Raw genomic sequence first — 24,310 nt, 5'->3', positions numbered from 1 at the left:
GCATAAGCGGCCTAAATTTTCAATAAGAAAAAGGCGATACACCATAATGCTGTGCAGATAAAAACTTTCTCCTTCCCACATGGTAAGCGCCTAAAGCCAAAAAGACTGAACACGCAGCAATAAGAAAGACGGCTTTTCCCCCGTACAAGGCAAGCATCATTCCCCCCAGCCAAGGCCCTAAAAACTCACCGATGTTGTATAAGTTTTGCATGCCGTAATACGCGCCCTTCATATGATCCGGAGCCAGCTCGTCCAAAAGGACATTCATTGAAGGAAAACATAAAATTTCGCCGATTGTCAGAACAAACATCGAAAGCATAAAAACAATCCAGCCATTTGCGATAGAAAAACCGATATTCCCCAAAATGCAAAAAACGGTTCCAATTGATATTGTTGTTAAGGATTTATACCTCTCAAATAAACGGGTGAGCGGCACTTGTAAAAGGATGACCGTCACCGCGTTTAACGTGATTAAAGTCGAAAATATTTTAACTCCGTTTGCAAAGTCGTTATTTAAATACTGCAGCAAAGTGCTTTCCATTTGCGAATAGCTGAACAAAAAAAGGATGCCGCCGGCTATGTATAATCGAAGAGCCTTGTCTTGCTTTAACGTCTTCAAAACTGAACCTGCCTGGACTTTTTCAGGAGCGATTTTTGTCTCTTTCACCGTGGTCAGCCGAATCATCATCAAGCTCAAAAGTATGGCATAGCCAAAATAGACCAGCCCTGTGATGATAAACGGCGTTCCGGTTTTGGCAAGACCAAAATAAGCGCCCAGTAAAGGGCCGACAGCAGCTCCAACATTGATGGCCAAATACCGCAAAGAGAAAATGCGGAATCTCATCTCCCGTTCTGATAACTCAGCCATCAAAGCCTTTGACACAGGTTCAAAACACGAATGGCAAAGCCAGCTTAAAATATTCAGCAATAAAAACCACATGAAATCATGAACAAGTCCAAAAAGAATGAATACAAAGCTCCAGATGAAAATGGATGAAAGCATCACTTTTTTTCTGCCGATTTTATCTGAAAGCGCTCCTCCGACTACCCCTCCTACAGTGCTTGAAAAATAGCCTAAACCGATGACAAGCCCGATGGTTCCAAAATCGGCTCCCGTTTTCATATGGAGATAGAGCGCCAAAAACGGGGTTGTCATCGACTTAGCCGCCTTCGTGACAAGCGTGCCTATCAGCAAAAATCGGATCAACGGATGAAGGCGGCTGAATGCTTTAAATTGCGCAAACATCCGAATTCTTTTCCCATACGGTATGATCATGGAACCACGTTGCAAGCCGGCTGATACGGCCTCTCAATTCGGCTTCTGTGCGTCCGATAATTAAACAGCTTGCAATTGCGTCTACACTGGAAGACGAGCCGTGGAACCTGTCTCCGGCTTGAGCGGATATATTTTGTTTCGCTATCCAGTCTGCGGCTGGCGCAGGCTTGATTTCTTTCAGCACGCCGTCTTTCGGCGGAATCAACAGCCAGCCGCTTAGGCGGTCCGGATTGTTGTCCACCTCCGGTATATGAAATTCCAGGCCGCATTGCGCTTTAACACACACTTCATTGATATCAAAACCGAAAGTCTGCACAGTTGCTTCACGGACCATAGCGCCGCCGGTTCTACTGGCCACTTCACAAAACACCAGTTCATCATCTGGTGTATGAAACACTTCAGCATGGAATGTTGTGGTATTCGGAACAGGAAGGGCAGCAAGCGCTTTTTGAACAAAATCAGTCAACCGCCGGGTAAGCGGATTTTTCAATTCAAGCTGGAGGCTGCCTAAAAACTGATGATCTTGAAACGCTAGACACCCGTTGATATAACGCGACGGCCAGCTGAGGACAATTTCTTCATCAAGGATGAGGCCGTCTATATGATACATATCCCCTTCGATAAACGACTCAACTTCCAGATGATCGGGAAGACCTTTCGCAAGAACATTCCACACGTCCTGCCGATTCCTTAAAACGGTTGTATCAACAGACCCCGATCCGTAAATAGGCTTAACGACCACAGGAAAACCGAAAGTTTGAACAAACGTATATAAGTCGGCCGCCGAGTCGATTTTCTTAAAATCTGGAACCTTCACACCGGCTTTTCTTACTTGCTCTTTCATTAATATTTTGTTGCGGAACAGCAGAGCACTTTTGTAAGACTGCCCTTTTATCCCCAAAAGCGACCTCAGCTTCCCCGCCCTCAGCATATCAAATTCCGAGGATGCAATAATCGTTTTAAAGTGATACGTTTCATTCAGCTCCAAAGCGCGCATTTCGATGCATCCATTAACCGGATAATCGTCAAATGCTTCGATCACATCATAATTCCTGCATTCATCCGCACGATCGGTTGAGGTCAGCATCGCCACCGGTTCATCCAGTCCCTTCAGCCATACATCATACGGAGACTTGCTATAAGCTGTTTTATTTAAGATAAGCGTACTCATAACAATTTCTCCTTTCTTGTAATACATGTTTTTCAACTTTATAATAGTAAAAGTATTTAGATAACTCTAATATATCTTTATCTAGTATTAATAACTTTTATTTATAAATAGAGGTGTGAAATATGAATCTCCATGCACTGCGATTGTTCTATTCGGTCGCTGAAACAGGCAGTGTCACTCAAGCCGCCAAACAGTTAAGTATCAGCCAGCCCGCCGTCACCTCGCAAATTAAGAAATTAGAACGCGAGATCGACTGCACCTTATTCGTTCCTAAAGGCAGAGGGATCCTGCTGACACAGTCCGGCGCAGAGCTTGCAAAACAGGCCAAGCGGCTGTTTTCACTTGAAAAAGAAATTGAATCGTACGTGGAGCAGTTAAGGGAAGGGTCAATTGGAAAACTGCGTATTGCCTCCACCTTCCTCCCCGCCAATTATTTGCTGCCAAGATGGCTCAGCCGATTTAAACAGCAATTTCCGAAAACGGAAGTTGAAATCACGACAACGAATTTTCAAAAAGCTTGTGAACAGCTGATCAACTACGAAGCGGACATTGGCCTGATCGGCGGGACAACGGAATTCGGCCCCTTCTTAAAAGGAACGCTGCTTTTGGAAGATGACATGTTATTCGTAGTCAATCAAAAACATAAATTCGCCTCAAAACACGTGGCATTAGAGGAGATTGTAAAAGAACCTTTCGTCTTTCGCGAGGAAGGAAGTTTTTCGCGGGAAAAATTGATTTCGCTGTGCAACCTGCATAACGCGGGAAAACCAAATATGGGTGTACAAATAAACGGATTAAACGAAACAATCAGAACGGTTATGGAAGGATACGGTGTAACATTCGTATCCGCTCTTGAAGTAAACGAATATATCGCCCGCGGAGACATCGCAAAGGTTCATGTTGATAAAGCCGTAATAAAGAACCCGATTTCGCTATGTGTAAGGACGGAAGACCATCTATCTCCATCTGCCCTTAACTTTATTCAAATGATCGATTCGACCGATGAATATCCTCTATAACGGACGTCATCTCGATTTCCATTAAATGGGTTCTTTACAAAGCTCGACCGGCTGTGGAACGCCGTAAACTGCCGGGGGTTGTACTGTTGAATATTATTGAGCGCATGTTTGGTGAGGTGTTTTAGTAGTCAACAGCAGCAGACGGGCCGTCTCAATGTGTGAATCAATGGTTTTTCAATTTATGACAACAACACAAGGAGCCAGCAGCTATTCTCGGGGCGGTGTTCGCGAGGACAGCTGCTTCCTTCAATCGTCATGCGAAGCTCCGTCTTGTGGCCGGAGGCAGACTTTCTTCTGGATTTAGACCTATATGTGGAATAAAACCGGATCCCAGCTTAAGAAACTAACAGCACACTGTCCTACGCCTGATCCTGCATTATGAAATCATCACTTATAAGATATACTTGGGCTTTTTCGTTATCTTGCAAAGGATATTTTTAAAAATGCCAAAATTTCCGAATAAAAAGTGGTATGATTTTTGGTAGAAAGGACGGCTGGTGCCTGTGGTCAAAAAACGGGTCAATTTTTCTCTGCAAACAAAAATTATGGGCTTGATTGCAGCACTGCTTATCTTAGTAATCGGCTTGCTGACAGTCACGTTTGCCGTTCAGCAAACAAAAGAAGGAAGAAAACAGTCCGAACAGCTTGCCGTTCAGACTGCAAAAACCATTTCTTATATGCCTCCGGTAAAAGAGCTCTTTCAAAAGAAGCGCGGGCATAAGGGAGAGGCGCAAGAGGTCATTGAACAAATGAAAGAACAGACCGGTGCCTATACTATTTATGTCCTCAACGAAAAGGGAGAGATCAAAATCGCCTCGGAAAAGAGAGGTCAAACGAAGCTGACAAGAAGCAGAAAAATCTTGTTCGGCGGCTCTCACATCTCTAAAACAAAAAACGATGGCCGCATGGTGATCAGAGGAAGTGCGCCGATTATCCAGGAACAAAGTGGTTACAGCAAGGTCATCGGCAGTGTGTCTGTTGATTTTCTGTTAAACGAGACAGAACAACGTATTAAAGAGAATGTGAGAAAATTGAGCTTCATGGCTGTTCTCGTTTTGCTCATAGGATTTGCGGGTGCCGCCGCTCTTGCCAAAAGCATTAGAAAAGATACGCTTGGCCTTGAACCCCAAGAGATTGCATCTCTTTACCGTGAACGAAATGCGATGCTGCGTGCGATTAAAGAAGGGATCATTGCCACCAACCGTGAAGGAGTCGTCACAATGATGAACGTATCGGCAGCGGAAATGCTTAGGCTTCCCGAACCTGTGGTCAACCGGCCAATTGATGACATCCTGCCCGGAGCCGGAATAATGTCTGTCCTTCAGCAGCGGCAGATGTTGCTGAATCAGGAGGTCTGCGTCAACGATCAAGTGTTTATTTTAAATACAAAAATGATGCTCCAAAACGGTCAAACTTACGGAATTGTCGTAAGTTTCCGTCAAAAAACCGAGTTAAAAAGGCTCATTGACACGCTGACAGAGGTGCAAAAATACTCTGAAGATCTCCGCGCGCAAACACATGAATTCTCAAATAAGCTTTATGTGATCCTAGGCCTGCTTGAGCTAGGTGAGTATGAAGCAGCGATCGACCTGATTAAAGAGGAATACGCCATTCAAAATGAACAGCACGACATTTTATTCAAAAACATTCATTCTCAGCAGGTGCAGGCTATCCTGTTGGGCAAAATGGGAAAGGCTTCGGAGAAAAAAGTTAAGTTGTCCATTGATGAAAACAGCACGCTTGAGCCGCTTCCTGAGCATATCGGGATGTCTCATCTCATTACGATCATCGGGAATTTAATTGATAACGCTTTCGAAGCCGTAGCTGAGCAAAATGTGCGGCTTGTTTCATTTTTCATCACTGACATCGGCCGCGATATTGTCATAGAAGTGGCTGACACAGGATGCGGCGTAGCGCCTGATAAGATGAAAGCCATCTTTGAACGAGGATATTCTTCAAAGGGGATGAAGAGAGGCTACGGGCTGGCCAACGTAAAGGAATCTGTACGTGAACTTGGCGGTTGGATTGAAGTGGCCAATCAAAAAGGCGGCGGAGCGGTATTTACCGTTTTTATACCGAAGGAGAAGCAAACACGAGAGGGGGAATCCATTTGATTGATATCGTGATCGCGGAGGATGATTTCCGTGTAGCGCAAATTCATGAAAGATTGATCGAACAGCTTGATGGATTCAACATTATCGGTAAAGCGGCCAATGCCAAAGAAACAATGGAAATTCTCGAGGTCCGAAAGGCCGACTTGCTGCTGTTGGATATTTACATGCCGGATGAGATGGGCACAACATTGATTCCTGTCATTCGAAAACGGTTTCCGGAAGTGGATATCATGATCATCACAGCAGCAACCGAAACATGTCATTTACAGGAATCGCTCCGGGCGGGAATTGTGCACTATTTGATTAAGCCTGTGACTGCCGAAAAATTCAAACAGGTGCTGCTTCAATATAAGAAAAAAAGGCAAACACTGCTTTCTCAGCCACAGGTCAGCCAATCAATGATTGACCAAATCTTCGGAGACTTCTCCAGCGGATCCCGTCAGGCTGAGGATTTGCCGACAGGTATCAATTCGATTACACTGCAAAAAATCAGGGATGTTCTGCGAGACGCAGCTAAAGGAATGACAGCCGAAGAACTCGGTGAAAAAATGGGGGCTTCACGTACAACAGCCCGCCGCTATGCCGAATATCTCGTGTCAAAAGAAGAAGCGCGCGCTGAGCTGGAATACGGAATTATCGGCAGACCGGAGAGAAAATACTATTTGGCGGATGAATAAACATGAAGAACTTTGCGATTATAATGATTTGTCTATTGATCTTAATGTCGGGGGATGAAAGACAATCGTCCGCCCCGCGTCCCCCGGGAGGGCCGGTTGAAATCGTCGTACCCGCTGAGCCTTCGGGCGGCTGGGATTTAACGGCTCAGGCGATACAATCCGTCCTTAAACAAAAACAAGTGATAAAAAGCGAAGTGAAGATCGTCTATAAACCCGGAAGCGGCGGTGACAAAGGCTGGAAGTATATAAATAGCAGCGATACGTACACCATCGGCATGACATCCAGCTTAATGCTGAGCAATTACATTCTCGGACAGAGCAAACTGAAAACAGACGATTTCACCCCGCTGGCGATTCTTGCAAAAGAATGGCAGACGATCGCTCTTCCAAAAGGATCGGAAATAAAGAGCGGAAAGGATTTGCTGAATGAGATCAAAAAGAACCCCGGCAAGGTAAAAATCGGTTTTTCCCCCGGACTTGGCAATGATGACCAGCTGTCATTCGTCAGGGCGGCCGATATGTACGGAGTTGACCCTTTTAACATTCAATATTTACAGTATGAAAGCAGCGAAGAGCTCATTCAGGCGCTTATCAGACATGAAATTGACGCCGCATCGATGACTCTATCAGAAGCTAAAACATATGAAAGAAGCGGCAGCATCACACTTGGGGCTGTTACTTCAGACAAAAGGCTTCCCGCATATCCGCATGTACCGACGTGGAGAGAGCAGGGCATCCCGTTTGTATTTTCCCATTGGAGAGGTGTATTAGGCCCGAAAAATATGACCAAAGAAGAAATTTCCTACTGGGATCAAGTGTTTAAAAAGATCACATCCTCACCGGAATGGAAGCAGAAAATAAATGAACAGGAATGGGAAAGCTATTATTTAAACAGCAAGGAGACGCAACGATTCCTTGAGGAGCAATCAGCATTTTATCAAAACATCATGGCTGGGGATTAACCGGGTATTTCGCGTCTGCGGAATACTTTTTTTATGTATTTAAAAATGGTCAAAAAGAACAAAATGATTTTAAAAAATTAAAAATACATAAAAACCAAATTATTTACTTCAGAAAGTTCTTCTCATATGATGACAAAAAGGCAAGGCTTAGGGGGAACAGGAGAGAAAAAAATGTAAGCGGATTCATATGAGGGGGGAATAACTGTGTTAGCAATTTTAGGTTTTTTCATGATGCTTGTGTTTATGGTATTGATCATGACAAAACGGCTTTCTGTTCTGACGGCATTAGTCTTGACACCGATAGTGTTTGCGCTGATCGCCGGATTCGGATTCAGCGATGTCGGCGACATGATGATTTCGGGGATTCAGCAAGTCGCGCCAACCGCCGTTATGATTATGTTTGCAATTTTATATTTCGGGATTATGATTGATACTGGCCTGTTTGACCCAATGGTCACAAAAATATTAAAAATGGTCAAAGGCGATCCGTTAAAAATCGTCGTCGGCACTGCGGTGCTCACGATGCTGGTCGCATTGGACGGAGACGGATCAACAACATATATGATTACAACGAGCGCGATGCTCCCGCTCTATTTGCTGCTTGGCATCCGCCCGATTATATTAGCGGGAATCGCAGGAGTCGGCATGGGGATTATGAATACGATTCCATGGGGAGGCGCAACACCGCGGGCAGCGAGTGCGCTCGGGGTTGACCCGGCTGAATTGACCGGCCCGATGATACCTGTCATCGTAAGCGGCATGCTTTGTATGATCGGAGTTGCGTATATGCTCGGAAAAGCGGAGCGAAAACGCCTCGGCGTGATTGAACTCAAACATCCGGCTGGTGCCAATGAAACGGCCGCCGCTGCGGAGGATGAGTGGAAGCGTCCGAAGCTTTGGTGGTTCAACTTATTGTTGACGCTTTCATTGATAGGGCTTCTCATATCAGGAAAAGTAAGCTTGACCGTTCTGTTTATTATCGCGTTCTGCATCGCATTGATTGTCAATTATCCAAACCTCGATCATCAGAGACAGCGAATTTCGGCGCATTCGAGCAATGTATTGGCTATCGGTTCAATGATATTTGCCGCAGGGGTCTTTACCGGAATACTAACAGGCACAAAAATGGTAGATGAAATGGCGATTTCGCTTGCGTCTATGATTCCTGAACAAATGGGCGGCTTTATTCCGATGATAGTAGCCTTAACAAGCGGCATTTTCACTTTTCTGATGCCGAATGACGCTTATTTTTACGGAGTGCTCCCGATTTTATCAGAAACCGCTGTCGCATACGGTGTTAATAAGGTCGAAATTGCAAGAGCCTCCATCATCGGCCAGCCGATTCACATGCTGAGCCCGCTTGTGCCTTCAACACATTTGCTTGTTGGGCTTGTCGGGGTTTCCATCGACGATCATCAAAAATTTGCGATAATGTGGGCGGTGCTCGCTGTCATCGTGATGACAGGATGCGCGCTTCTCATCGGATCCATATCAATTTATTGATGGTGTTGATCGCTTCAATGCCCTTATGAGGGCGATACACGTATCGCAGCATACCTTTTCACATAGCGGCCTTTTTAAGCTTGCAGAGACACTCCTGTTTTCTGCGGGCTTTTTCTTTTGGATAAAAAAGACCTCCCTTATACCTTTTCATAAGCCTTTACTGTGTGGCTTGGCTTCACTTGAAACACAACATCTTTCGGACCCGTTGTTTGAAATGGACCCCAGAGGCTCTCCGGAGCGGGCGGGTTTCCGCCCATCATTGGCGCCCGTATTGAAACACAGCCAAGCTTATAAAAAAAAGAACCAGGAGCTGGTTCTTGATCATAGCGCCTGAGAGGGCTGCCAATAACATCTCGACAGCCCCAAGCGCCTTAAAAATTTCATTATTTATTCCCATCAGCTGAGGCACGCTTGCCAATTCCAAACACATAATAGCTGGCGGCAACAACCGCAAGGAAAATAACCCCGACAATCAGAGACACGCGTGTGTCATTGTTGAACCACATGCCCACCAATACCATAAGAAGGAAACCAATCGTCAAATAGTTCGTCACTGGGGCGAAAGGCATTTTGAACGGATGTTTGTCAATTTCAGCTCCTTTTGCTTTTCTGAATCCGATATGGCTGAGCAGAATGACAAACCACGGAATCATCCCCGGGAGCACGCTCGCACTGTATACATACACAAAAATATTAGGCGGCGCAATATAATTTAAAACGACGCCGATTGCCAAACCGATCAAGACGGCAATCGTCCCGTATAACGGCACGCCATTTCTGGAAATCTTCGTAAAGAATTTTGGCGCTTGGCCGTTTACTCCCAATGTATAAAGCATGCGGCCCGCACTGAAAATTCCGCTGTTGCAGCCGGACATTGCCGCCGTCATGACGACGAAGTTAATAATGCCGGCTGCCGCCGTAATTCCGACTTTCGCAAAAGTGGATACAAACGGACTACCGATTGCATTCAGCTCATCCCAAGGATAGACTGTGACAATCACGAAGATGGCGCCAATATAGAAAATTAAAATACGCCAAATAATACTTTGGATCGCGTGTCTCAGCGTGTTTTGCGGATCTTTTGCCTCCCCCGCCGTAATTCCTATCAGTTCGACCCCTTGATAAGCGGCGATGACCAGCGACAGCGCAAAGAAGAATCCTGAGAATCCGCCTGTAAAGAAACCGCCGTGCGACCAAAGGTTTGAAAACCCGATCGCTTGTCCGCCGTTGCCGAATCCGAAGAAAATAATCCCGAACCCCGCTGCAATCATTAATACAATCGTAACGATTTTAATCATCGCAAACCAAAATTCAAACTCACCAAATGATTTAACAGAGACAAGGTTTGCTCCTCCGAGAATCGCCATTGCGATAATGCCCGGTATCCAAGCGGGAAGATCCGGAAACCAGTACTTCATGTACTCCCCGACGGCGATGATCTCGGACATCCCGACAATCACCCACTGAAACCAGTTGCTCCACGCGGTCATATATCCGGCCAACGGGTGTATATATTGATGGCCGAATGTCGCAAATGAACCGGTGCTTGGCTCTACATATAGCATTTCCCCCATTGCACGCATAATAAAAAAGATAAAAATTCCGCAAATGGCATAAGCAAGCAGGACGGAAGGTCCTGTCCACTTTATCGTGCTGGAAGATCCCATAAATAAACCGACGCCGATAGTGCCGCCAAGCGCAATCATTTGGATGTGGCGCGCGCCCAGGCCTCTCTTCAATTCTTTGTTCGCCACTTCTTTTCCTCCTCTTACACGGCTGATGTCACCCAAAAAACTATATGATGACAAAGCATCTTCATCGTATTAAGTAGTAATAAAAATCTGATAATTACAATTAGTATATATCTCAAAATTTACTTATTCCATCATAATAAACTCCTTCCAAAAATACAATTGTTTTTTCCAGGAGAACAAATTTTACTCTATCTATTTATTAAGAAACAACTATCCCAATATAAAGAATATTCTTATAATATCAAAAAGCAGTACGCATCTTGAATAACCAATCAAAATGCGCCCGTTTTTCCTTATAAACAATGGCCGGCGGCCGATTCTTTTTCAATGTTTAAAATATAATACAACTCATCAAGTTTTTGTATTTGATAGGTTGGTACAATACCAGTGTCATTTGCTATCATGCCCGGATTCATCCAGCATGTATCCAATCCGGCCAGCCGCCCCCCTTCTATGTCCGCTGTCAATGAATCCCCGATGATCAGCCCCTGATCGACAGAAAAATGAGGAATCCGTTCAAAAACGTAATCAAAGTATTCTTTCATCGGCTTTTGAAAACCGGTGTCTTCTGAAACAAAAATCCCTTTAAACATCGGGTACAATCCTGAAGCTTGCAGGCGCTTATACTGCGTTTTTGAAACACCGTTCGTCACGATATATAAATCATATTGATCCCGCAGGCTTTTGATTAATTCAAAAGCGCCGTCTATCAGCTGATGCCCTTCTTCAAGGAAGCTGCGATACTTCTTCTCAAGCAAAACGCCGTCAGCCTCAAGACCATATTCTTTGAATAAAAGGGAAAAGCGTGTGTTCACCACTTGGTCGCGGTCCATCTCCCCTTTTTCGAACACCCTCCATAAACCTTGATTGATTCGTTTATAATTCGCTTCTATTTCAGCTGTCAAACGAATTTGCTGCTCCTCAAAAAGCATTCGCAATGCTGACTTTTCTGCCGCACCGAAGTCTAATAGTGTATCATCCACATCAAAAAATAAAGTACGATAATTTTTCACGAGTGTTCCTCCGTTTAGCATTTTAGTAGCCGGTCTTGCTGTCTTTTATGGCTTCAAGCTCGTTTTTCAGCAAGCTCATCGTCTCTGCCTTTTCTTTCTCTGTCTGAATGTCAAACGCCAGCTGCTCTGTAAACTCCCATATGTCCTCCAGTCTTCGCCTGATCTGATAAAACCGCAAAGCGTTCTGATCGATTTCAAATCCTTTATGAGTCTCGCAGTAAACGCGCAAAAACTCTTGAGCATACGGCTGGTTAGCAAAGAACATCAGATCCGCTTCAACAGGGGCCAGTTTCAAGCCCTCCCAATCGATCAGAATCAATTCCCCGCCCGTTTTCATCAAATTCCAGCCATGAACATCTGTATGGCACAAAGCCAATCTTCTGCCGCTGCATTTCAAATCATCCGCCAGGGATAAGGCTGACTCCATCATATCGCGGATTGCTCCGCTGTAGGGTTGAATGAGTGTCGCCAGCTCACAAGGCAGGTGATCAAGCCATTGTGTCATCTCATCTAAAAACGAAATATCATATTTTTCTTTAATTCCTTCTGTCTTCACCGGGATCGTCTCATCATATCGGTGCAGCTCCGCTATGATTCCGGCGAGCTTCTCCACGCACCCTTTGCCGAGCGGCTGATCTCCAATGGTTTCACCGGCAATGTATTCATAAAGCATATACACCGCATCGTCATCTTCACACTTGTATTCTCCAGCTGTTGTCAAAAGCGGCACAGGCAGCCTCCCGTTGAGAGCGGTGTGATCCCCCAGCCACCCCAGAACAGGGATGTAATCATCGATTAAAGCTGCCCATTTCGCTGTCGATGCCCTATTTTTATCATACACTTTTAAAAAGAAAGCCGCTTCACCGTCGGTTACTTGATAAGCAAGTGCTGTCCACCCGCCTTGCTCGGGAGAAATGTTCACACTGTCGATTCCATAATGGTTCTGCAGCATTTTTTTAATACTGAACATTCCGTTCACCTCCGCAAAAAACGCACTCCCGGCTCACCTGCCGGGAGTGCGGCCATCATTTGATTAGTCAATTTCCTTTGCATCAGGTTTCAGCTGCTGAACGCGCCTCAGATACTGTCTGACTTTCTCCGCTTCTGCGAAAAGGTATTGTTCATTCAGATGTTCAGCAACTGCTGCTGCTGTCTCTTCAAACAGCTCCCACATCTTAAACAAACTGTTCCATACCCGCTTATAATCAGCTGGCGGATACGTCTCCAAAAGCCTTTCCCACGTATTTTGATCAACATAGCGATCCAAAAATTTTGCATTTTTGCCTATGCTCAGCGAAAAGCCCGTTTCAAAGCCGACCTTCCATTCGAGCATTTTCAACAGCATGGCCCTGACGAGATTTAAATGATCGAGTGCATAAAGAATTTCCTGCCGCCACAAGCCTTTGGCCACATATGTCGATGTCCACCAAAATTCATTGCAGCAGTCGGCGAAGCATTGCGGGGACGGTTTTTGCACCCAATATTCCCGATCCGTCGGCGGCGGGATGACGGGCAGATCCTGATCCTTATCCAACAGGATCACGGTCAAGCCGTCTTCCCTGCTATATTCCAGCTTTTCTTCAAGCGGCACAAGAATCAAATCAATGCGGCTGCCGTCTGTAAATAACATCAAATACGAAAAGCGGTTGCCAAGCTCATTCGGAAACAGCTCCATCGCTTCCGGCGTCTGCATGATGATCCGCTCTCCAAAAACGTCCACCCAGCCCGGCTCATCGAGAAAAGACTGCATATCTGTTACAACATAGACAATATCATAATCGCGAAAAGGGTCCTTCGGGACGTTTGGGTTCGTCCGCGGGACGTTTGGGTTCGTCCGCGAGCCGTTCATGCCGACCGCTCTGACACGGCTGTCCTCCCGTGCGACCTTCAGCACCAAATCGATGATTTCCTGCTCTGTACGCATGTATATACCTCCTCTTTTTGATTGTTGTAGTAAATCTTGATGAGGAGGTCCGCGAATACACGGTTATATGAAATGCTCTAAAAACGTCATCGACATGTCCTCCTTCTTTTAGCGAATGGCTTTCAGGTAGTCTTCAAGGCGCTCCAGCTGTGAAGAAAAGCCTTCGACCATCCCCTTATCCAGCAGCTGTTGAAGCTCTTTCGGAGAAGAAAAATGTGAGCGTGTAATCAGTTTTGTCCCCACGTCGCGCTCTTGAAAATAAACCTCATTCAAAATCTCCGGCATGCCGGGAACAACATTCCCTTCCTCGTCTGTAAACATATCCGTGTACACGATCTTTTCCGGCGCCGCAATCTCTTGAAAAACAGCCTTGCCGCAAGATTTCCGGCCATAGAATTCGCCTTGGTTTTGATCTCTGCATTCCATACAGTAAAGCCATACGCCATCCGGCTGAAACTCAAACCTGCTGTTGGCAGTCTGCCATCCTTTCGGCCCCCACCAGCTTTCCAAATGCACTGACCCAGAAAAAGCCTTAAACACCAGCTCCCGTGGCGCCTCGAAACTCCGCTCCATGACCAGAGTTTTCCCCTCCGCTTTCGCTTGAACGCTGTGTACCGCTTTGTGATCGGACATCTTGATTCCTCCTTGATTGGATATCTAAATGAAACGGCGAAAAAAACCGTGGAAACCCTGTGCCAACAAGTGTTTTATTTGCGAATCTTGACCAGCTGCCGCTCCTCGAAATAAAACAGGCCGGCAATTTCATCGATGTATTTCTTTTTATCCAGCTTGACATGCTTGCCCAGCTGAAGGTTCTCTATATCAATGAAAAAGTCTAAGCGGTCGTCTTTTTCTTTGTCTTCCTCACCGTCCCAGCAAGAGTAAACTTCTATATCTTCACCCTCGGGAATATTTGAATTGATATAGCTGAATAGCGCCCTTATGTCATTTCCGGGTCTATGTAAACAGCCGGTTGCCTCATATACAAACGGCTTGCTGAGTTTTGTTTTGACCATTTCGTATCCTGGATCAAGCTTAACGATGCTAATCAAACCTTCTTCTGTTTGGTCTCGGAAGCTCCCCAGCGGAAGCTCCCGATCGGCTGCAATAAAATGATGAAGTGTCAACTGTCTTCCCTCTTCTTTCCTTTATAAAAAAGAACCCTATTAAAGGGTTCTTCAAATCGCTCATTTTTCCTGCTTAGCAGTTGTTTCCGTCAAGATCGCACTGCAAGCCGTCAACAGGTTTTTGTCTGCTTTCTTTTTCGATCGCCTGTTCAAACACTTCCTTCGCCGCGGCTCCGGCAATCCGCTCATTGCCGATGATAAAAGTCGGAACGGCCGTGATGCCGGCTTCTTCGTAAGCGTGTTGGAGCGCCTTCCGCTGCACGTCCTGATATGTTCTTGCGCTTAAAGCTTCTTTAAAAGCATGTTCATCCAGTCCGGCTTCTTTGGCCAGCGACGTTAATACGTCGATGTCGCCGATATCCTGCTCTTCCTGAAAAAACGCTTTGTAAACCCGGTCATTGTACGCTTTCCCTTTACCGTGTTCTTTTGCGAAGTGATAGCCTTCATGAGCCAGATCTGTATAAGGATGCGGAGAGACGTTCGGCAGCTTCATATTGACGCCCCAAGCCTCGATTCGCGGCTTAATGGCGCCGTCCCACATCGCCAATTTGGCCGGGTCGTTTAACGGATCAAGCTGCTCCGATGGGCGCGGCCTCAGTTCGAATGGCAGCCACTCGACTTCCACATCTTTGCCTTCGATCGCTTTTTCGAGCTGGTCTTTTCCGAGAAAACAGAATGGACAGACATAATCGGAATATACTTTAATATTTATTGTCATGTTTTTCTTCCTTTCTTGTCACCCAATCAACTATATGTAACAATAATAGTTACAATTATGTCATCTGTCAAACTTTTAGTATGGAGTTAAAATCGGCAATGATCGGGAACTTTCAGCTGTCTATATCGTATTATGATGCGTTACAGCTTGCGCCATCAACTTCTTTGACATTATATCGATAAGGAGTTTATTAAATGAAAACAGAAAACAACAATAGCATGAAACCGTTTTTCTCAATGATTCTCACATCCGGCGTACCCAGGCTGGCTTTAAGCGCCGGTTTGACCGCAAGCCTCGTCACGACTTTGGTCGGCTTGTCCATTCCGCTGTTGACAAGGGAAATGGTTGACGGCTTTTCCGCCAATTCGATCAATCTGGCCTTATCGGGAATCCTTGCGCTCGTTTTTATCGTTCAAGCGGTCTGCGACGGGTTTTCGACCTATTTTCTTTCTTACGCCGGGCAGAAAGTGGTCGCTTCCCTGCGGGAGCGCATGTGGTTCAAGCTGCTGCGCCTTCCTGTCCGCTACTTTGACGAAAAGACGAGCGGCGAAACCGTCAGCCGAGTTGTCAATGATACCGGCATTGTTGAAAGCTTGATTTCCGACCATTTTCCGCAGTTTGTTTCCGGAATCATCACCATTGTCGGATCTGTGGTCATTCTGCTGATCATGGATTGGAAAATGACGCTTCTTATGCTGATCTCCGTTCCGATCACGACCTTCATCATGATCCCGCTCGGCATGAAAATGCAGCGCATTTCCAAAACAATGCAGGATGAAACAGCTTCCTTCACCGGACATGTCCAGCAGACATTAAGCGAAATCAGATTGATGAAAGCATCAAACGCCGAGCATACAGAAAAAATGAAAGGGTTATCAGGCATTTCAAAGCTCTTTCAATACGGCCTCAAGGAAGCTCGGATATTCGCGCTCGTCTCCCCGTTCATGCACCTTGTCATTATGATTGTGATCGTCGCCATCATCGGCTACGGCGGCATCCGCGTCTCTGAAGGGACGATGTCGGCAGGCTCGCTGATCGCCTTTTTGCTTTATCTGTTTCAAATCATTTTCCCGATCACATCGTTCACAATGTTTTTCACTCAGCTGCAAAAAGCAAAAGGGGCAACAGAGCGGATCATCGAGATTATGCATTCTGAAGAGGAAGAAGGCCAGGAAGGGCTTGAGATGGACATCTCCAATCTGCCGATACATGTCGAGAATGTAACTTTCACTTACGCCGGTGGCGAGCCGGTCTTACGCGGGGTATCTTTCGACGTCGATCCCGGGCAGATGATTGCGTTTGTCGGTCCGAGCGGCGGCGGAAAAACCACGATGTTCGGCCTCTTGGAACGATTTTACGAACCGGACTCAGGAGCCATTAACATCGGGGAAACACCGATCAGCAAGCTGTCGATGAAATCGTGGCGCAGCCAGATCGGCTACGTATCTCAAGACAGCCCGATGATGTCCGGCACCATCCGTGAGAACTTATGCTACGGCTTGGATCACGCCGACAGCATTGATGATCAAGAACTGTGGAAAGTCGCGGAAATGGCGTATGCCGATACATTTATTAAACAATTCCCTGAGCAGCTTGATACAGAAGTCGGCGAACGCGGCGTCAAGCTGTCCGGCGGACAGAGACAGCGGATCGCCATCGCCCGCGCCTTCCTGCGCGACCCGAAAATTTTAATGATGGACGAAGCGACGGCCAGCCTCGACAGCCAATCAGAAGCCATCGTCCAGCAGGCGCTTGCCCGCCTCATGGAAGGCCGCACCACCTTCGTCATCGCCCACCGGCTATCGACAATCGTGAACGCGGACCAAATTATGTTTATCGAAAAAGGCGAGATTACAGGGCGGGGACGGCACCATGAGCTGATTGCTTCGCATGCGCTGTATCGGGAGTTTGCTGAGCGGCAGTTGACGTGATCTTTTATAAAAGGAGGAGGTCATTCACATGAACTTTCAACTCGAGGAAGCCATCGAAATCCTGGAGCGCACACCACAAACATTGAGTCAGCTGCTGACCGGATTATCAAACCCCTGGATCAGCTGCGATGAAGGCGAAGACACTTGGAACGCCTTTGATGTAGTCGGCCATCTGATTGAGGGAGAAAAAAACAACTGGTTGCCCCGAATCAAAATGATCGTGACAAAAGGAGCAACGGAAACTTTTCCGCCGTTCGACCGCTTCAGCCAGTTGAATCAAAACGACGGGAAAACGATTGAACAGCTGCTTAACGAATTTGCTGAAATCAGACGGGCGAATCTGAAAACATTGCGGCAGATTCTTGATCCTGAAACCGACTTCGAACAAACGGGGATGCACCCGGAGTTTGGAATCGTCAAGCTTAGAGAATAGATCTCAACTTGGGTTGCCCACGATCTCACTCACCTCTCGCAAATCGCAAGAGTGCTGGCGAAGCGGTATCAGGATGATGTCGGACCTTGGAAAGCTTATTTGCGGATTTTAGCTGAGTAAAAAAACATCCGCTCGTTTTACAGCGAGCGGATGCTAGATTTTTCGGCTCAGCGCTGCCTGTCAGGCTCAAAAAAGCAGGTAAGATATGACGAATGAAACCCTTGAATCTTCAACACCAATCAAGGCTATTATGAACTGATTTCTCTTACATGTGCTGCTTTCCGTGAACTGAAGGTCGTCAAAACAACAACAATCGCAATCATAACCCCCAATGCCCCAAACCACGTAATAGAAGCCAGCGACACTTTTTCTACAAAAATCCCTCCGATTCCTGCACCTGCGGCCATGGCGAATTGCATCATCGATTGATTGATGCCGAGCAATACACCTGACAATTCGGGTTCAAGCGTCGCTAAGTGATATTGCTGCGTCGGGCCGGTAGACCATGCGGCGAACGACCATAATATGAGAATCAACAGTACTCCGACATAGGAATGGGTGACAAGCGACAGCAAAATCAGTGCGATGATATGCAGCGCCATCCCGCCAACGAGCGTAAAAGGAACTCCCCATTTATCAGTGCTATATCCGCCAAACTTCGATCCAACCAAGCTGGCGATTCCAAATATAAGCAAAACGCCGCTGAGCAAATTGCCGCTGATCCCTGAAACGGTCAGAAGGTAAGGAGACAGATAAGTATATGCAACGGAATATCCTCCGAGCCAGAAAAAAGTGACCGATAACCCCATCGCTACTTTCCGTTTCTTTAAAAGGGAAAGCTGCTGAAGCAAAGGGACGGGCTTATCGCCTTCAGTATGCGGCAATGTTAAGAATAGAACAATCATTGCGATGAATCCCAATAAAGCAATTCCCCCAAATACAGACTTCCACCCTAATGCTTCTGCCGTCATTCTTCCGAGTGGAACACCTATAATCAAAGAAGCGGTAAACCCCATGACGACTGTAGCAATTGCACTGCCCTGCTTACCCGCCGGTGCGATCTTGGCGGCAATCGTTAAGGCCGTGACCACAACCATGCCTGCCCCCAAAGCCATAACGACACGCGCTGCAACAAACCAACCATAACCAGGCAGGGTAAAAGCCAAAATATTTCCTATCACAAACAAACCGAGAGCATACATCATTAACTTGCGCCTATCCATACTTGCCGTCAACGCCATCAGGACCGGGGTGAAAACAGCATACACCAGTGAAAAGATCGTAATGAGCTGCCCCGCTGCAGCTAAAGTTATCCCGAGTGTGTGGGCGATCTGATCCAAAATACCGGAAATGATGTACTCTGAGGTCCCTACCAAAAAACTGATGATTGCTAAAAGATAAATTTTCCAAGTGCTAAACATTATCGTTCGCTCCTTTATCACATTATACATTTACATATCACGAAATAACGATATGTAAAATTAAAAAATAAACACATCGAAATATGTCGATATGTATGGTGTAAAAATAAACATCATCAAGAGATGTTTATTTTTTAATGCTCATCATATCTCTGTTTTAAGAAAGTCAGCAAGCTTTCCAATGGCCTCTTCGTCTCTTTTGTAGTACGTATACTTTCCGATTCGCTCCGCCTTAATCAGGCCGGCTCTTAAAAGGATCGCGAGATATTGGGAAGCCGTCGATTGCGTCATTTTCAATTTGTCCGTGATTTGGCTGACACACACCCCGATTGTGTTCATATCAATCCCTTCATGGGGCTTAAAATGACGATCAGGCTCCTTCAGCCATTGCAAAATTTGCAGCCTTGATTCATTTGATAAAGCTTTGAAAATTTCAATAGGTTCCATACCAATCATTATATCTTCATATCGAAAATTGTCAATATGTATTGTGCCCTTTTATTCTTAACATCAAATTCTGGCTGACAATTCACTCCCCAAAGAATAAAAAAATCGTTGCCATTCAAGCAATCTTTGTGTATATTGTACATATTGTGTATATTGTATATAAACAAAAGAGGGTTTAAAATGAAAATTATAATTTCAAATAGTTCAAAGCAACCCATTTATGAACAAATTTACACCCAAATTAAGGATCAAATTCTTGCGAATGAATTGAAACCCGGACAGCCGCTGCCTTCTATGCGCCAATTGGCAAAGGACATGAATGTCAGTCTTATTACGTCAAAGCGCGCTTATGAAGAACTGGAGAAGAATGGGTTCATTTATTCCGTAGTCGGGAAAGGCTCTTTTGTATCAGATCAGAATGACGAAATAATGAAAGAAGGAAAAATGAAAGCCATCGAAGAGCAATTGTCGGCAGTGATAAAAAACAGCAAAGACATAGGCGTTACCCTTACAGAATTAAAAGACTTGCTTACCATTTTATATCAGGAGGAAGAATGATGGACAATGTAATTGAACTCCGGCATGTTCATAAATCGTTCGATGGTTTCCAGCTCAAGGACTTTTCGATGAGCGTAAAAAAAGGTTTTATCACCGGATTTATCGGCGGAAATGGCGTGGGAAAATCGACAACGATTAAACTGATCATGAACTTATTGCAGCCTGACAGCGGAACAATTACGGTATTTGGCATGAATTACAAGGAGCATGAGAAAGAAATCAAACAACGTATTGGCTTTGTATTTGATTCCAACATATTTTATGAACATTTAACGTTAGCTAAAATGAAAGATATTGTGAAAAGATCCTATGTCAATTGGGATGAACAAGTATTTAATGATTATGTGAACACATTTAACTTGCCGCTCACAAAAAAAATCAAGACGTTCTCAAAAGGGATGATAATGAAAGCATCATTAACCGTTGCTTTGTCCCATCATGCGGAATTAATTATTATGGATGAACCGACGTCCGGACTCGACCCGATTTTCCGCCGGGAGCTGTTGGAAATCTTGCATCAGCTCATGCAAGATGGGGATAAGACGATCTTTTTTTCGACTCATATTACAACTGATTTAGATAAGATTGCAGATTATATCACGTTCATTGATAAAGGAGAGCACATCTTTACAAAGGACTTTTACGAAATTGAGGAACAATATGCAATTGTAAAAGGCGGAATGGAGTTGTTAGACCGGGAGACCGAACAGGAATTTATAGCGGTTCGAAAATCAACTCATGGATTTGAAGCATTGACTGCGAATAAATCACGAACAGAAAAAATCTTTGGGGACATGGCGTTAATAGAAAAACCGACCCTTGAAGATATTATGTTCTATACGAAGAAAGGAGCCAAAGAACATGTTCAACTTAATTCTTAAAGATATTATCTTGCAGAAAAAAACATTGGCGGCTTCGTTTTTGGTATTATGTGTTTATTTAATGTTAGATATTTCTCCAATCTGGGTTGGGGTTGTATTTAGTATAGTTATATCGATGTATGCCTTTTCAATAGATGAAAAGTCTTCTATACATATGCTTCTCAATTCTTTGCCTTATACACGGAAAGAGATTGTCAGTTCAAAGTATATTGTCGTCGTTCTCTTTACATCTATGGTGGCTGCAGCCATATTTATCGTACACTTCATCATTCACCGGGAATTTACGATCTGGAAAGACATCTTGCTAATGGTTGCCATTGTGATGACAGCTGCTTCATTCATGCTGCCATTCTGTTATAAATTCAAAAGCAACTATCTCGTGATTGCTTCTATTGCTGCATTTGGCTTATATATGCTAACGATTAACTTTCTCGTCCAAAATTTGAACGATCAAATTAGAGAGTTCATTCACATGCTTCTAACCTTACAAAATACTTTTCTCTATCTGATCGTTGCCATATCAATTATTACGCTGTATGGGTGTTCATGGCTTCTGTCGATTCGGATTTATAGAAATAAAGTGTTTTAAATAGGATAGGGCTTTTTTCCATCATTGACACCGCTTCATATTCATCCTCGGATAAAAAAACTGCACCGTCACACTCCTAGTCAGGTTGTTACGGTGCAGCGTTTGATGGGGATGATGAAGACCAAGGCCGTCTTTCAATCGCCTATTCTTCCAGTTCAATAAACGAGTATTTCTCTGGATCGGCCAATACATAAAAAAGTCCGAAGAACATCTTCCACCCACGAACCGGACTTCCGCATCTAAACTTTAACACTTCTCCTTCATCTAAAGTAAACCTCAAAGCTTGGCTTACACACCAATCAATTTTCACTTGGATCTCATGTTCGCCAGGCTCCAAATCAATTCGCAGTCTCCCGCCATCTTTGATTTTTCCAGCCTCGACACCATCAATCAGCACTGTAAATTTTCTCATTTTATTCATAAGCTGCGATGTTCTGTTAACTTCAATGTACGTTTCATTGTTCATGGTTACACTTCCTTAAAAGATAAGTATATATACGAGCATCGTCCAAACCGCCCCGGCATTCCGCTGTGCGCTTCACTTACAATCTAGCGCACTTCGATTTTTGATAAGACTTATTCCTCTTTCAAACATAAAAATACCCCTCCAGATCATCCAATCCAAGAGGGGTACAAACTTTTATTTCAACCGACTCCTACTCCACCGTCACACTCTTCGCCAGGTTCCGTGGCTTATCAACGTCACAGCCGCGGTGCAGCGCTGCGTAGTATGCGATCAGCTGCAGCGGGATGACGGAGACGAGCGGTGCGAGCTCCGGATGCACTTCAGGCAGGACGAAGCGGTCGTCTGCTTCTTCCAGGCCTTTCAGGGAGATCACGCAAGGGTTGGCGCCGCGGGCTGTCACTTCTTTGACGTTTCCGCGGATGCTTAAGTTGACGTGCTCCTGTGTCGCAAGGGCGATGACCGGTGTGCCGTCTTCGATCAATGCGATCGTACCGTGCTTCAATTCGCCGCCGGCGAAGCCTTCAGCTTGAATGTAAGAAATCTCTTTCAGCTTCAGGGATCCTTCGAGGCAGACGAAATAGTCGAGGCCGCGGCCGATGAAAAATGCATTGCGTGTTACGGTCAAGTATTCACGGGCGATCATTTCCATTTCGTCTTTTTGGTCGCAAAGGGCTTCCATCGCGTTTCCGATAATGCCGAGCTCTTTGACAAGATCAAAGCCGAGTTCTTTGCCGCGGCTTTCCGCAGTCACGGCTGCCAAAATTGCGAGAACGGCGATTTGCGCCGTATATGCTTTTGTTGACGCTACCGCGATTTCAGGGCCGGCATTCAGTAAAAGCGTATAGTCCGCTTCACGGGAAAGCGTGGATCCCGGTACGTTGGTCAATGTCAGCGCTTTGTGTCCGAGCTTTTTCACCTGTACGAGAACCGCGCGGCTGTCAGCCGTTTCTCCGCTTTGAGAAATAAAGATAAACAGCGGCTTCTCAGAAAGCAATGGCATATTGTAAGAGAATTCGCTTGCGACATGGACTTCAGCCGGAACTTTCGCCCATGTTTCAATAAATTGCTTGCCGACAAGACCTGCATGGTAGCTAGTTCCGCAGGCAATGATATAGACGCGGTCGGCTTCAGCAACAGCGTTTGAAATGTCTCCAGGAATGGAGAGCTTGCCGTTTTCATCTTGGTACGTCTGAATGATTTTCCGCATGACAAGCGGCTGTTCATCGATTTCTTTTAACATGTAGTGAGGGTATGTGCCTTTTTCGATATCGCTCGCATCAAGCTCTGCAATATATGAGGCACGTGACATCAATTCTCCGTCGAGGTTTTTGATCACGACTTTTTTGTCTGTGACAATCACCATTTCTTTATCCATAAGCTCCACGTATTCGTTTGTCACTTGAAGCATCGCCATCGCATCAGACGCGACAACATTGAAATTGTCTCCAAGGCCGACAAGAAGCGGGCTTTTATTTTTCGCAACATAGATTGTTTCTTTGTTTTCATGATCGAATAATGCAATCGCATAAGAGCCTTTGAGCAGCATGAGCGTTTGGCGGAACGCTTCTTCTGTGTCAAGGCCGTTATTGACGAATTGCTCGATCACTTGAACGACAACCTCTGTATCCGTATCGCTTTTAAGGGTTACATCGTGTAAATATTCGCGCGTCAGTTGAACATAGTTTTCGATGACGCCGTTATGAACAAGTGTAAAACGGCCTGATGCGCTTTGATGCGGATGAGCGTTTAGACGGCTCGGTTCTCCGTGAGTCGCCCAGCGCGTGTGTCCGATTCCCGCTTGTGACTTCACGTTTGCATCAACGGCTGCGCGAAGATCGGCGATCCGTCCTTTTTCTTTAAACACGTGTACGCCGTCTTCGTTCGCTACAGCGATTCCAGCTGAATCGTAGCCGCGATACTCCAGCTTCTCCAAACCTTTAAGTAAAATTTCCTTTGCATCAAGCTGGCCAATATAACCTACAATACCACACATAATTTTCTTCCTCCTAAAGTCGCAGGCAGGAGACGAAGAAAGTCTGCTTGTCAGGCGGGGACTTTCAATCGTCCCCTCCTACATGTTTTTTATGGAAGATCATGCAATTTCCCTTTGTTCAAAGAGTCGCCTCTTTGGTTTGAGGAAATCCTTGCGGCTGTGATCTTTGAGGTCAGCCGGGAGGCATCCGCCGAAAATTCGATAAACCTCCATCCTCGTCAACTAAGCTGTTTCATCCGTACGCTTAGTCCGGGCGCTATAACTATAAAAATTTTTCTGCCCTGCCTTTCCTTATAAATTAAACAAGACAAGCTGATTTTACTATACGCTAAA

At 45.4% G+C, this 24,310-nt stretch carries 22 protein-coding genes and 1 pseudogene; 10 read left to right on the top strand and 13 right to left on the bottom strand.

The window, feature by feature from the left end; translation table 11 throughout:
- Positions 1-19: 19 nt before the first annotated feature.
- Both TRNA_RS22645 and TRNA_RS22640 read right to left on the bottom strand, forming a co-directional pair.
- Complete coding sequence (locus TRNA_RS22645; protein WP_011197491.1) at positions 20-1,246, bottom strand: MDR family MFS transporter; 1,227 nt, start codon at positions 1,244-1,246, stop codon at positions 20-22.
- Positions 1,230-2,447, bottom strand: coding sequence for an ATP-grasp domain-containing protein (locus tag TRNA_RS22640; protein ID WP_011197490.1), 1,218 nt, complete (start codon positions 2,445-2,447; stop codon positions 1,230-1,232). Before TRNA_RS22640 ends, TRNA_RS22645 begins: the two co-directional genes overlap by 17 nt.
- A gap of 122 nt (positions 2,448-2,569) precedes the next feature.
- On the opposite strand from TRNA_RS22640, the gene TRNA_RS22635 reads away from it, so the two are divergent.
- The 5 genes and pseudogenes from TRNA_RS22635 (at position 2,570) to TRNA_RS22615 (ending at position 8,722) form a co-directional block, all read left to right on the top strand.
- Positions 2,570-3,466: a LysR family transcriptional regulator gene (locus TRNA_RS22635; RefSeq protein ID WP_003178493.1), complete on the top strand. Its 897-nt coding sequence runs from the start codon at positions 2,570-2,572 to the stop codon at positions 3,464-3,466.
- 503 nt (positions 3,467-3,969) lie between these two features.
- Positions 3,970-5,584, top strand: a pseudogene (locus TRNA_RS22630) (ATP-binding protein).
- Positions 5,577-6,257 (top strand): response regulator, encoded by a 681-nt coding sequence (locus TRNA_RS22625; RefSeq protein WP_011197488.1) that lies wholly within the window; start codon positions 5,577-5,579, stop codon positions 6,255-6,257. Before TRNA_RS22630 ends, TRNA_RS22625 begins: the two are co-directional and overlap by 8 nt.
- Positions 6,258-6,259: 2 nt before the next feature.
- The gene (locus TRNA_RS22620) at positions 6,260-7,219 is read left to right on the top strand and encodes a tripartite tricarboxylate transporter substrate binding protein (RefSeq protein ID WP_003178487.1); all 960 of its coding nucleotides are present in this window, start codon (positions 6,260-6,262) and stop codon (positions 7,217-7,219) included.
- Between the two features lie 204 nt (positions 7,220-7,423).
- Positions 7,424-8,722 (top strand): citrate:proton symporter, encoded by a 1,299-nt coding sequence (locus TRNA_RS22615; RefSeq protein ID WP_009330324.1) that lies wholly within the window; start codon positions 7,424-7,426, stop codon positions 8,720-8,722.
- Between the two features lie 383 nt (positions 8,723-9,105).
- Here TRNA_RS22615 and TRNA_RS22610 read toward each other — a convergent pair whose 3' ends face one another.
- From TRNA_RS22610 to TRNA_RS22580, 7 genes are all read right to left on the bottom strand, one after another.
- The gene (locus tag TRNA_RS22610; RefSeq protein ID WP_003178482.1) at positions 9,106-10,476 is read right to left on the bottom strand and encodes an amino acid permease; all 1,371 of its coding nucleotides are present in this window, start codon (positions 10,474-10,476) and stop codon (positions 9,106-9,108) included.
- Between the two features lie 293 nt (positions 10,477-10,769).
- Positions 10,770-11,489, bottom strand: coding sequence for a YjjG family noncanonical pyrimidine nucleotidase (locus TRNA_RS22605; RefSeq protein WP_003178480.1), 720 nt, complete (start codon positions 11,487-11,489; stop codon positions 10,770-10,772).
- A gap of 22 nt (positions 11,490-11,511) precedes the next feature.
- The gene (locus tag TRNA_RS22600; protein WP_009330325.1) at positions 11,512-12,459 is read right to left on the bottom strand and encodes a phosphotransferase family protein; all 948 of its coding nucleotides are present in this window, start codon (positions 12,457-12,459) and stop codon (positions 11,512-11,514) included.
- Between the two features lie 63 nt (positions 12,460-12,522).
- The gene (locus TRNA_RS22595; RefSeq protein WP_009330326.1) at positions 12,523-13,413 is read right to left on the bottom strand and encodes an aminoglycoside 6-adenylyltransferase; all 891 of its coding nucleotides are present in this window, start codon (positions 13,411-13,413) and stop codon (positions 12,523-12,525) included.
- A 108-nt stretch (positions 13,414-13,521) separates the two neighbouring features.
- Positions 13,522-14,046: an SRPBCC family protein gene (locus tag TRNA_RS22590; protein WP_003178473.1), complete on the bottom strand. Its 525-nt coding sequence runs from the start codon at positions 14,044-14,046 to the stop codon at positions 13,522-13,524.
- Positions 14,047-14,120: 74 nt separating this feature from the next.
- Positions 14,121-14,540: a hypothetical protein gene (locus TRNA_RS22585; RefSeq protein ID WP_003178471.1), complete on the bottom strand. Its 420-nt coding sequence runs from the start codon at positions 14,538-14,540 to the stop codon at positions 14,121-14,123.
- A gap of 73 nt (positions 14,541-14,613) precedes the next feature.
- Positions 14,614-15,258 carry a DsbA family oxidoreductase gene (locus TRNA_RS22580; RefSeq protein WP_003178469.1) on the bottom strand — a complete coding sequence of 215 codons (645 nt, stop codon included), beginning with the start codon at positions 15,256-15,258 and terminating at the stop codon, positions 14,614-14,616.
- Between the two features lie 194 nt (positions 15,259-15,452).
- On the opposite strand from TRNA_RS22580, the gene TRNA_RS22575 reads away from it, so the two are divergent.
- A complete protein-coding gene (locus TRNA_RS22575; RefSeq protein ID WP_003178468.1) occupies positions 15,453-17,189 on the top strand; it encodes an ABC transporter ATP-binding protein in 1,737 nt (578 codons plus the stop codon).
- A 28-nt stretch (positions 17,190-17,217) separates the two neighbouring features.
- On the top strand, positions 17,218-17,622 hold the full coding sequence (locus TRNA_RS22570; RefSeq protein ID WP_003178466.1) for a DinB family protein: 405 nt from the start codon (positions 17,218-17,220) through the stop codon (positions 17,620-17,622).
- Positions 17,623-17,870: 248 nt separating this feature from the next.
- On the opposite strand, the gene TRNA_RS22565 is transcribed toward TRNA_RS22570, so the two are convergent.
- Together TRNA_RS22565 and TRNA_RS22560 are read right to left on the bottom strand one after the other, a co-directional pair.
- The gene (locus TRNA_RS22565) at positions 17,871-19,043 is read right to left on the bottom strand and encodes an MFS transporter (RefSeq protein WP_003178463.1); all 1,173 of its coding nucleotides are present in this window, start codon (positions 19,041-19,043) and stop codon (positions 17,871-17,873) included.
- Positions 19,044-19,187: 144 nt separating this feature from the next.
- The gene (locus tag TRNA_RS22560; protein WP_003178460.1) at positions 19,188-19,490 is read right to left on the bottom strand and encodes an ArsR/SmtB family transcription factor; all 303 of its coding nucleotides are present in this window, start codon (positions 19,488-19,490) and stop codon (positions 19,188-19,190) included.
- A 180-nt stretch (positions 19,491-19,670) separates the two neighbouring features.
- Between TRNA_RS22560 and TRNA_RS22555 the strand changes: the two genes are divergently transcribed.
- Genes TRNA_RS22555 through TRNA_RS22545 form a run of 3 tightly spaced genes read left to right on the top strand, consistent with a single transcriptional unit; the run spans position 19,671 to position 21,518 of the window.
- Positions 19,671-20,048, top strand: a complete 378-nt coding sequence (locus TRNA_RS22555) for a GntR family transcriptional regulator (protein WP_009330329.1) — start codon at positions 19,671-19,673, stop codon at positions 20,046-20,048.
- Entirely contained in the window at positions 20,048-20,929 is an 882-nt protein-coding gene (locus tag TRNA_RS22550; RefSeq protein ID WP_011197485.1) for an ABC transporter ATP-binding protein, read from the top strand. Before TRNA_RS22555 ends, TRNA_RS22550 begins: the two co-directional genes overlap by 1 nt.
- Positions 20,910-21,518, top strand: a complete 609-nt coding sequence (locus TRNA_RS22545) for an ABC-2 transporter permease (RefSeq protein ID WP_003178454.1) — start codon at positions 20,910-20,912, stop codon at positions 21,516-21,518. The genes TRNA_RS22550 and TRNA_RS22545 overlap by 20 nt, the downstream gene beginning before the upstream one ends.
- Positions 21,519-21,660: 142 nt before the next feature.
- Here TRNA_RS22545 and TRNA_RS22540 read toward each other — a convergent pair whose 3' ends face one another.
- Complete coding sequence (locus TRNA_RS22540; protein WP_003178452.1) at positions 21,661-21,984, bottom strand: hypothetical protein; 324 nt, start codon at positions 21,982-21,984, stop codon at positions 21,661-21,663.
- A gap of 190 nt (positions 21,985-22,174) precedes the next feature.
- Positions 22,175-23,977, bottom strand: coding sequence for a glutamine--fructose-6-phosphate transaminase (isomerizing) (gene glmS / locus TRNA_RS22535; RefSeq protein WP_003178449.1), 1,803 nt, complete (start codon positions 23,975-23,977; stop codon positions 22,175-22,177).
- Between the last annotated feature and the right edge of the window lie 333 nt (positions 23,978-24,310).

Origin of the sequence: Bacillus licheniformis DSM 13 = ATCC 14580, from assembly GCF_000011645.1 — a bacterium.
GTDB lineage: Bacteria > Bacillota > Bacilli > Bacillales > Bacillaceae > Bacillus > Bacillus licheniformis.
The sequence above is the reverse complement of the archived record's forward strand: the minus strand, read 5'-3'. Positions and strand labels throughout refer to the sequence as shown.

Coding starts and splice junctions, on each gene's coding strand:
- TRNA_RS22590 (WP_003178473.1), bottom strand. CDS start 14,046: ATGTCCGATCACAAAGCGGTACACAGCGTTCAAGCGAAAGCGGAGGGG.
- TRNA_RS22555 (WP_009330329.1), top strand. CDS start 19,671: ATGAAAATTATAATTTCAAATAGTTCAAAGCAACCCATTTATGAACAA.
- TRNA_RS22580 (WP_003178469.1), bottom strand. CDS start 15,258: ATGACAATAAATATTAAAGTATATTCCGATTATGTCTGTCCATTCTGT.
- TRNA_RS22545 (WP_003178454.1), top strand. CDS start 20,910: ATGTTCAACTTAATTCTTAAAGATATTATCTTGCAGAAAAAAACATTG.
- TRNA_RS22560 (WP_003178460.1), bottom strand. CDS start 19,490: ATGGAACCTATTGAAATTTTCAAAGCTTTATCAAATGAATCAAGGCTG.
- TRNA_RS22635 (WP_003178493.1), top strand. CDS start 2,570: ATGAATCTCCATGCACTGCGATTGTTCTATTCGGTCGCTGAAACAGGC.
- TRNA_RS22540 (WP_003178452.1), bottom strand. CDS start 21,984: ATGAACAATGAAACGTACATTGAAGTTAACAGAACATCGCAGCTTATG.
- TRNA_RS22645 (WP_011197491.1), bottom strand. CDS start 1,246: ATGTTTGCGCAATTTAAAGCATTCAGCCGCCTTCATCCGTTGATCCGA.
- TRNA_RS22550 (WP_011197485.1), top strand. CDS start 20,048: ATGGACAATGTAATTGAACTCCGGCATGTTCATAAATCGTTCGATGGT.
- TRNA_RS22595 (WP_009330326.1), bottom strand. CDS start 13,413: ATGCGTACAGAGCAGGAAATCATCGATTTGGTGCTGAAGGTCGCACGG.
- TRNA_RS22575 (WP_003178468.1), top strand. CDS start 15,453: ATGAAAACAGAAAACAACAATAGCATGAAACCGTTTTTCTCAATGATT.
- glmS (WP_003178449.1), bottom strand. CDS start 23,977: ATGTGTGGTATTGTAGGTTATATTGGCCAGCTTGATGCAAAGGAAATT.
- TRNA_RS22570 (WP_003178466.1), top strand. CDS start 17,218: ATGAACTTTCAACTCGAGGAAGCCATCGAAATCCTGGAGCGCACACCA.
- TRNA_RS22640 (WP_011197490.1), bottom strand. CDS start 2,447: ATGAGTACGCTTATCTTAAATAAAACAGCTTATAGCAAGTCTCCGTAT.
- TRNA_RS22620 (WP_003178487.1), top strand. CDS start 6,260: ATGAAGAACTTTGCGATTATAATGATTTGTCTATTGATCTTAATGTCG.
- TRNA_RS22600 (WP_009330325.1), bottom strand. CDS start 12,459: ATGTTCAGTATTAAAAAAATGCTGCAGAACCATTATGGAATCGACAGT.
- TRNA_RS22565 (WP_003178463.1), bottom strand. CDS start 19,043: ATGTTTAGCACTTGGAAAATTTATCTTTTAGCAATCATCAGTTTTTTG.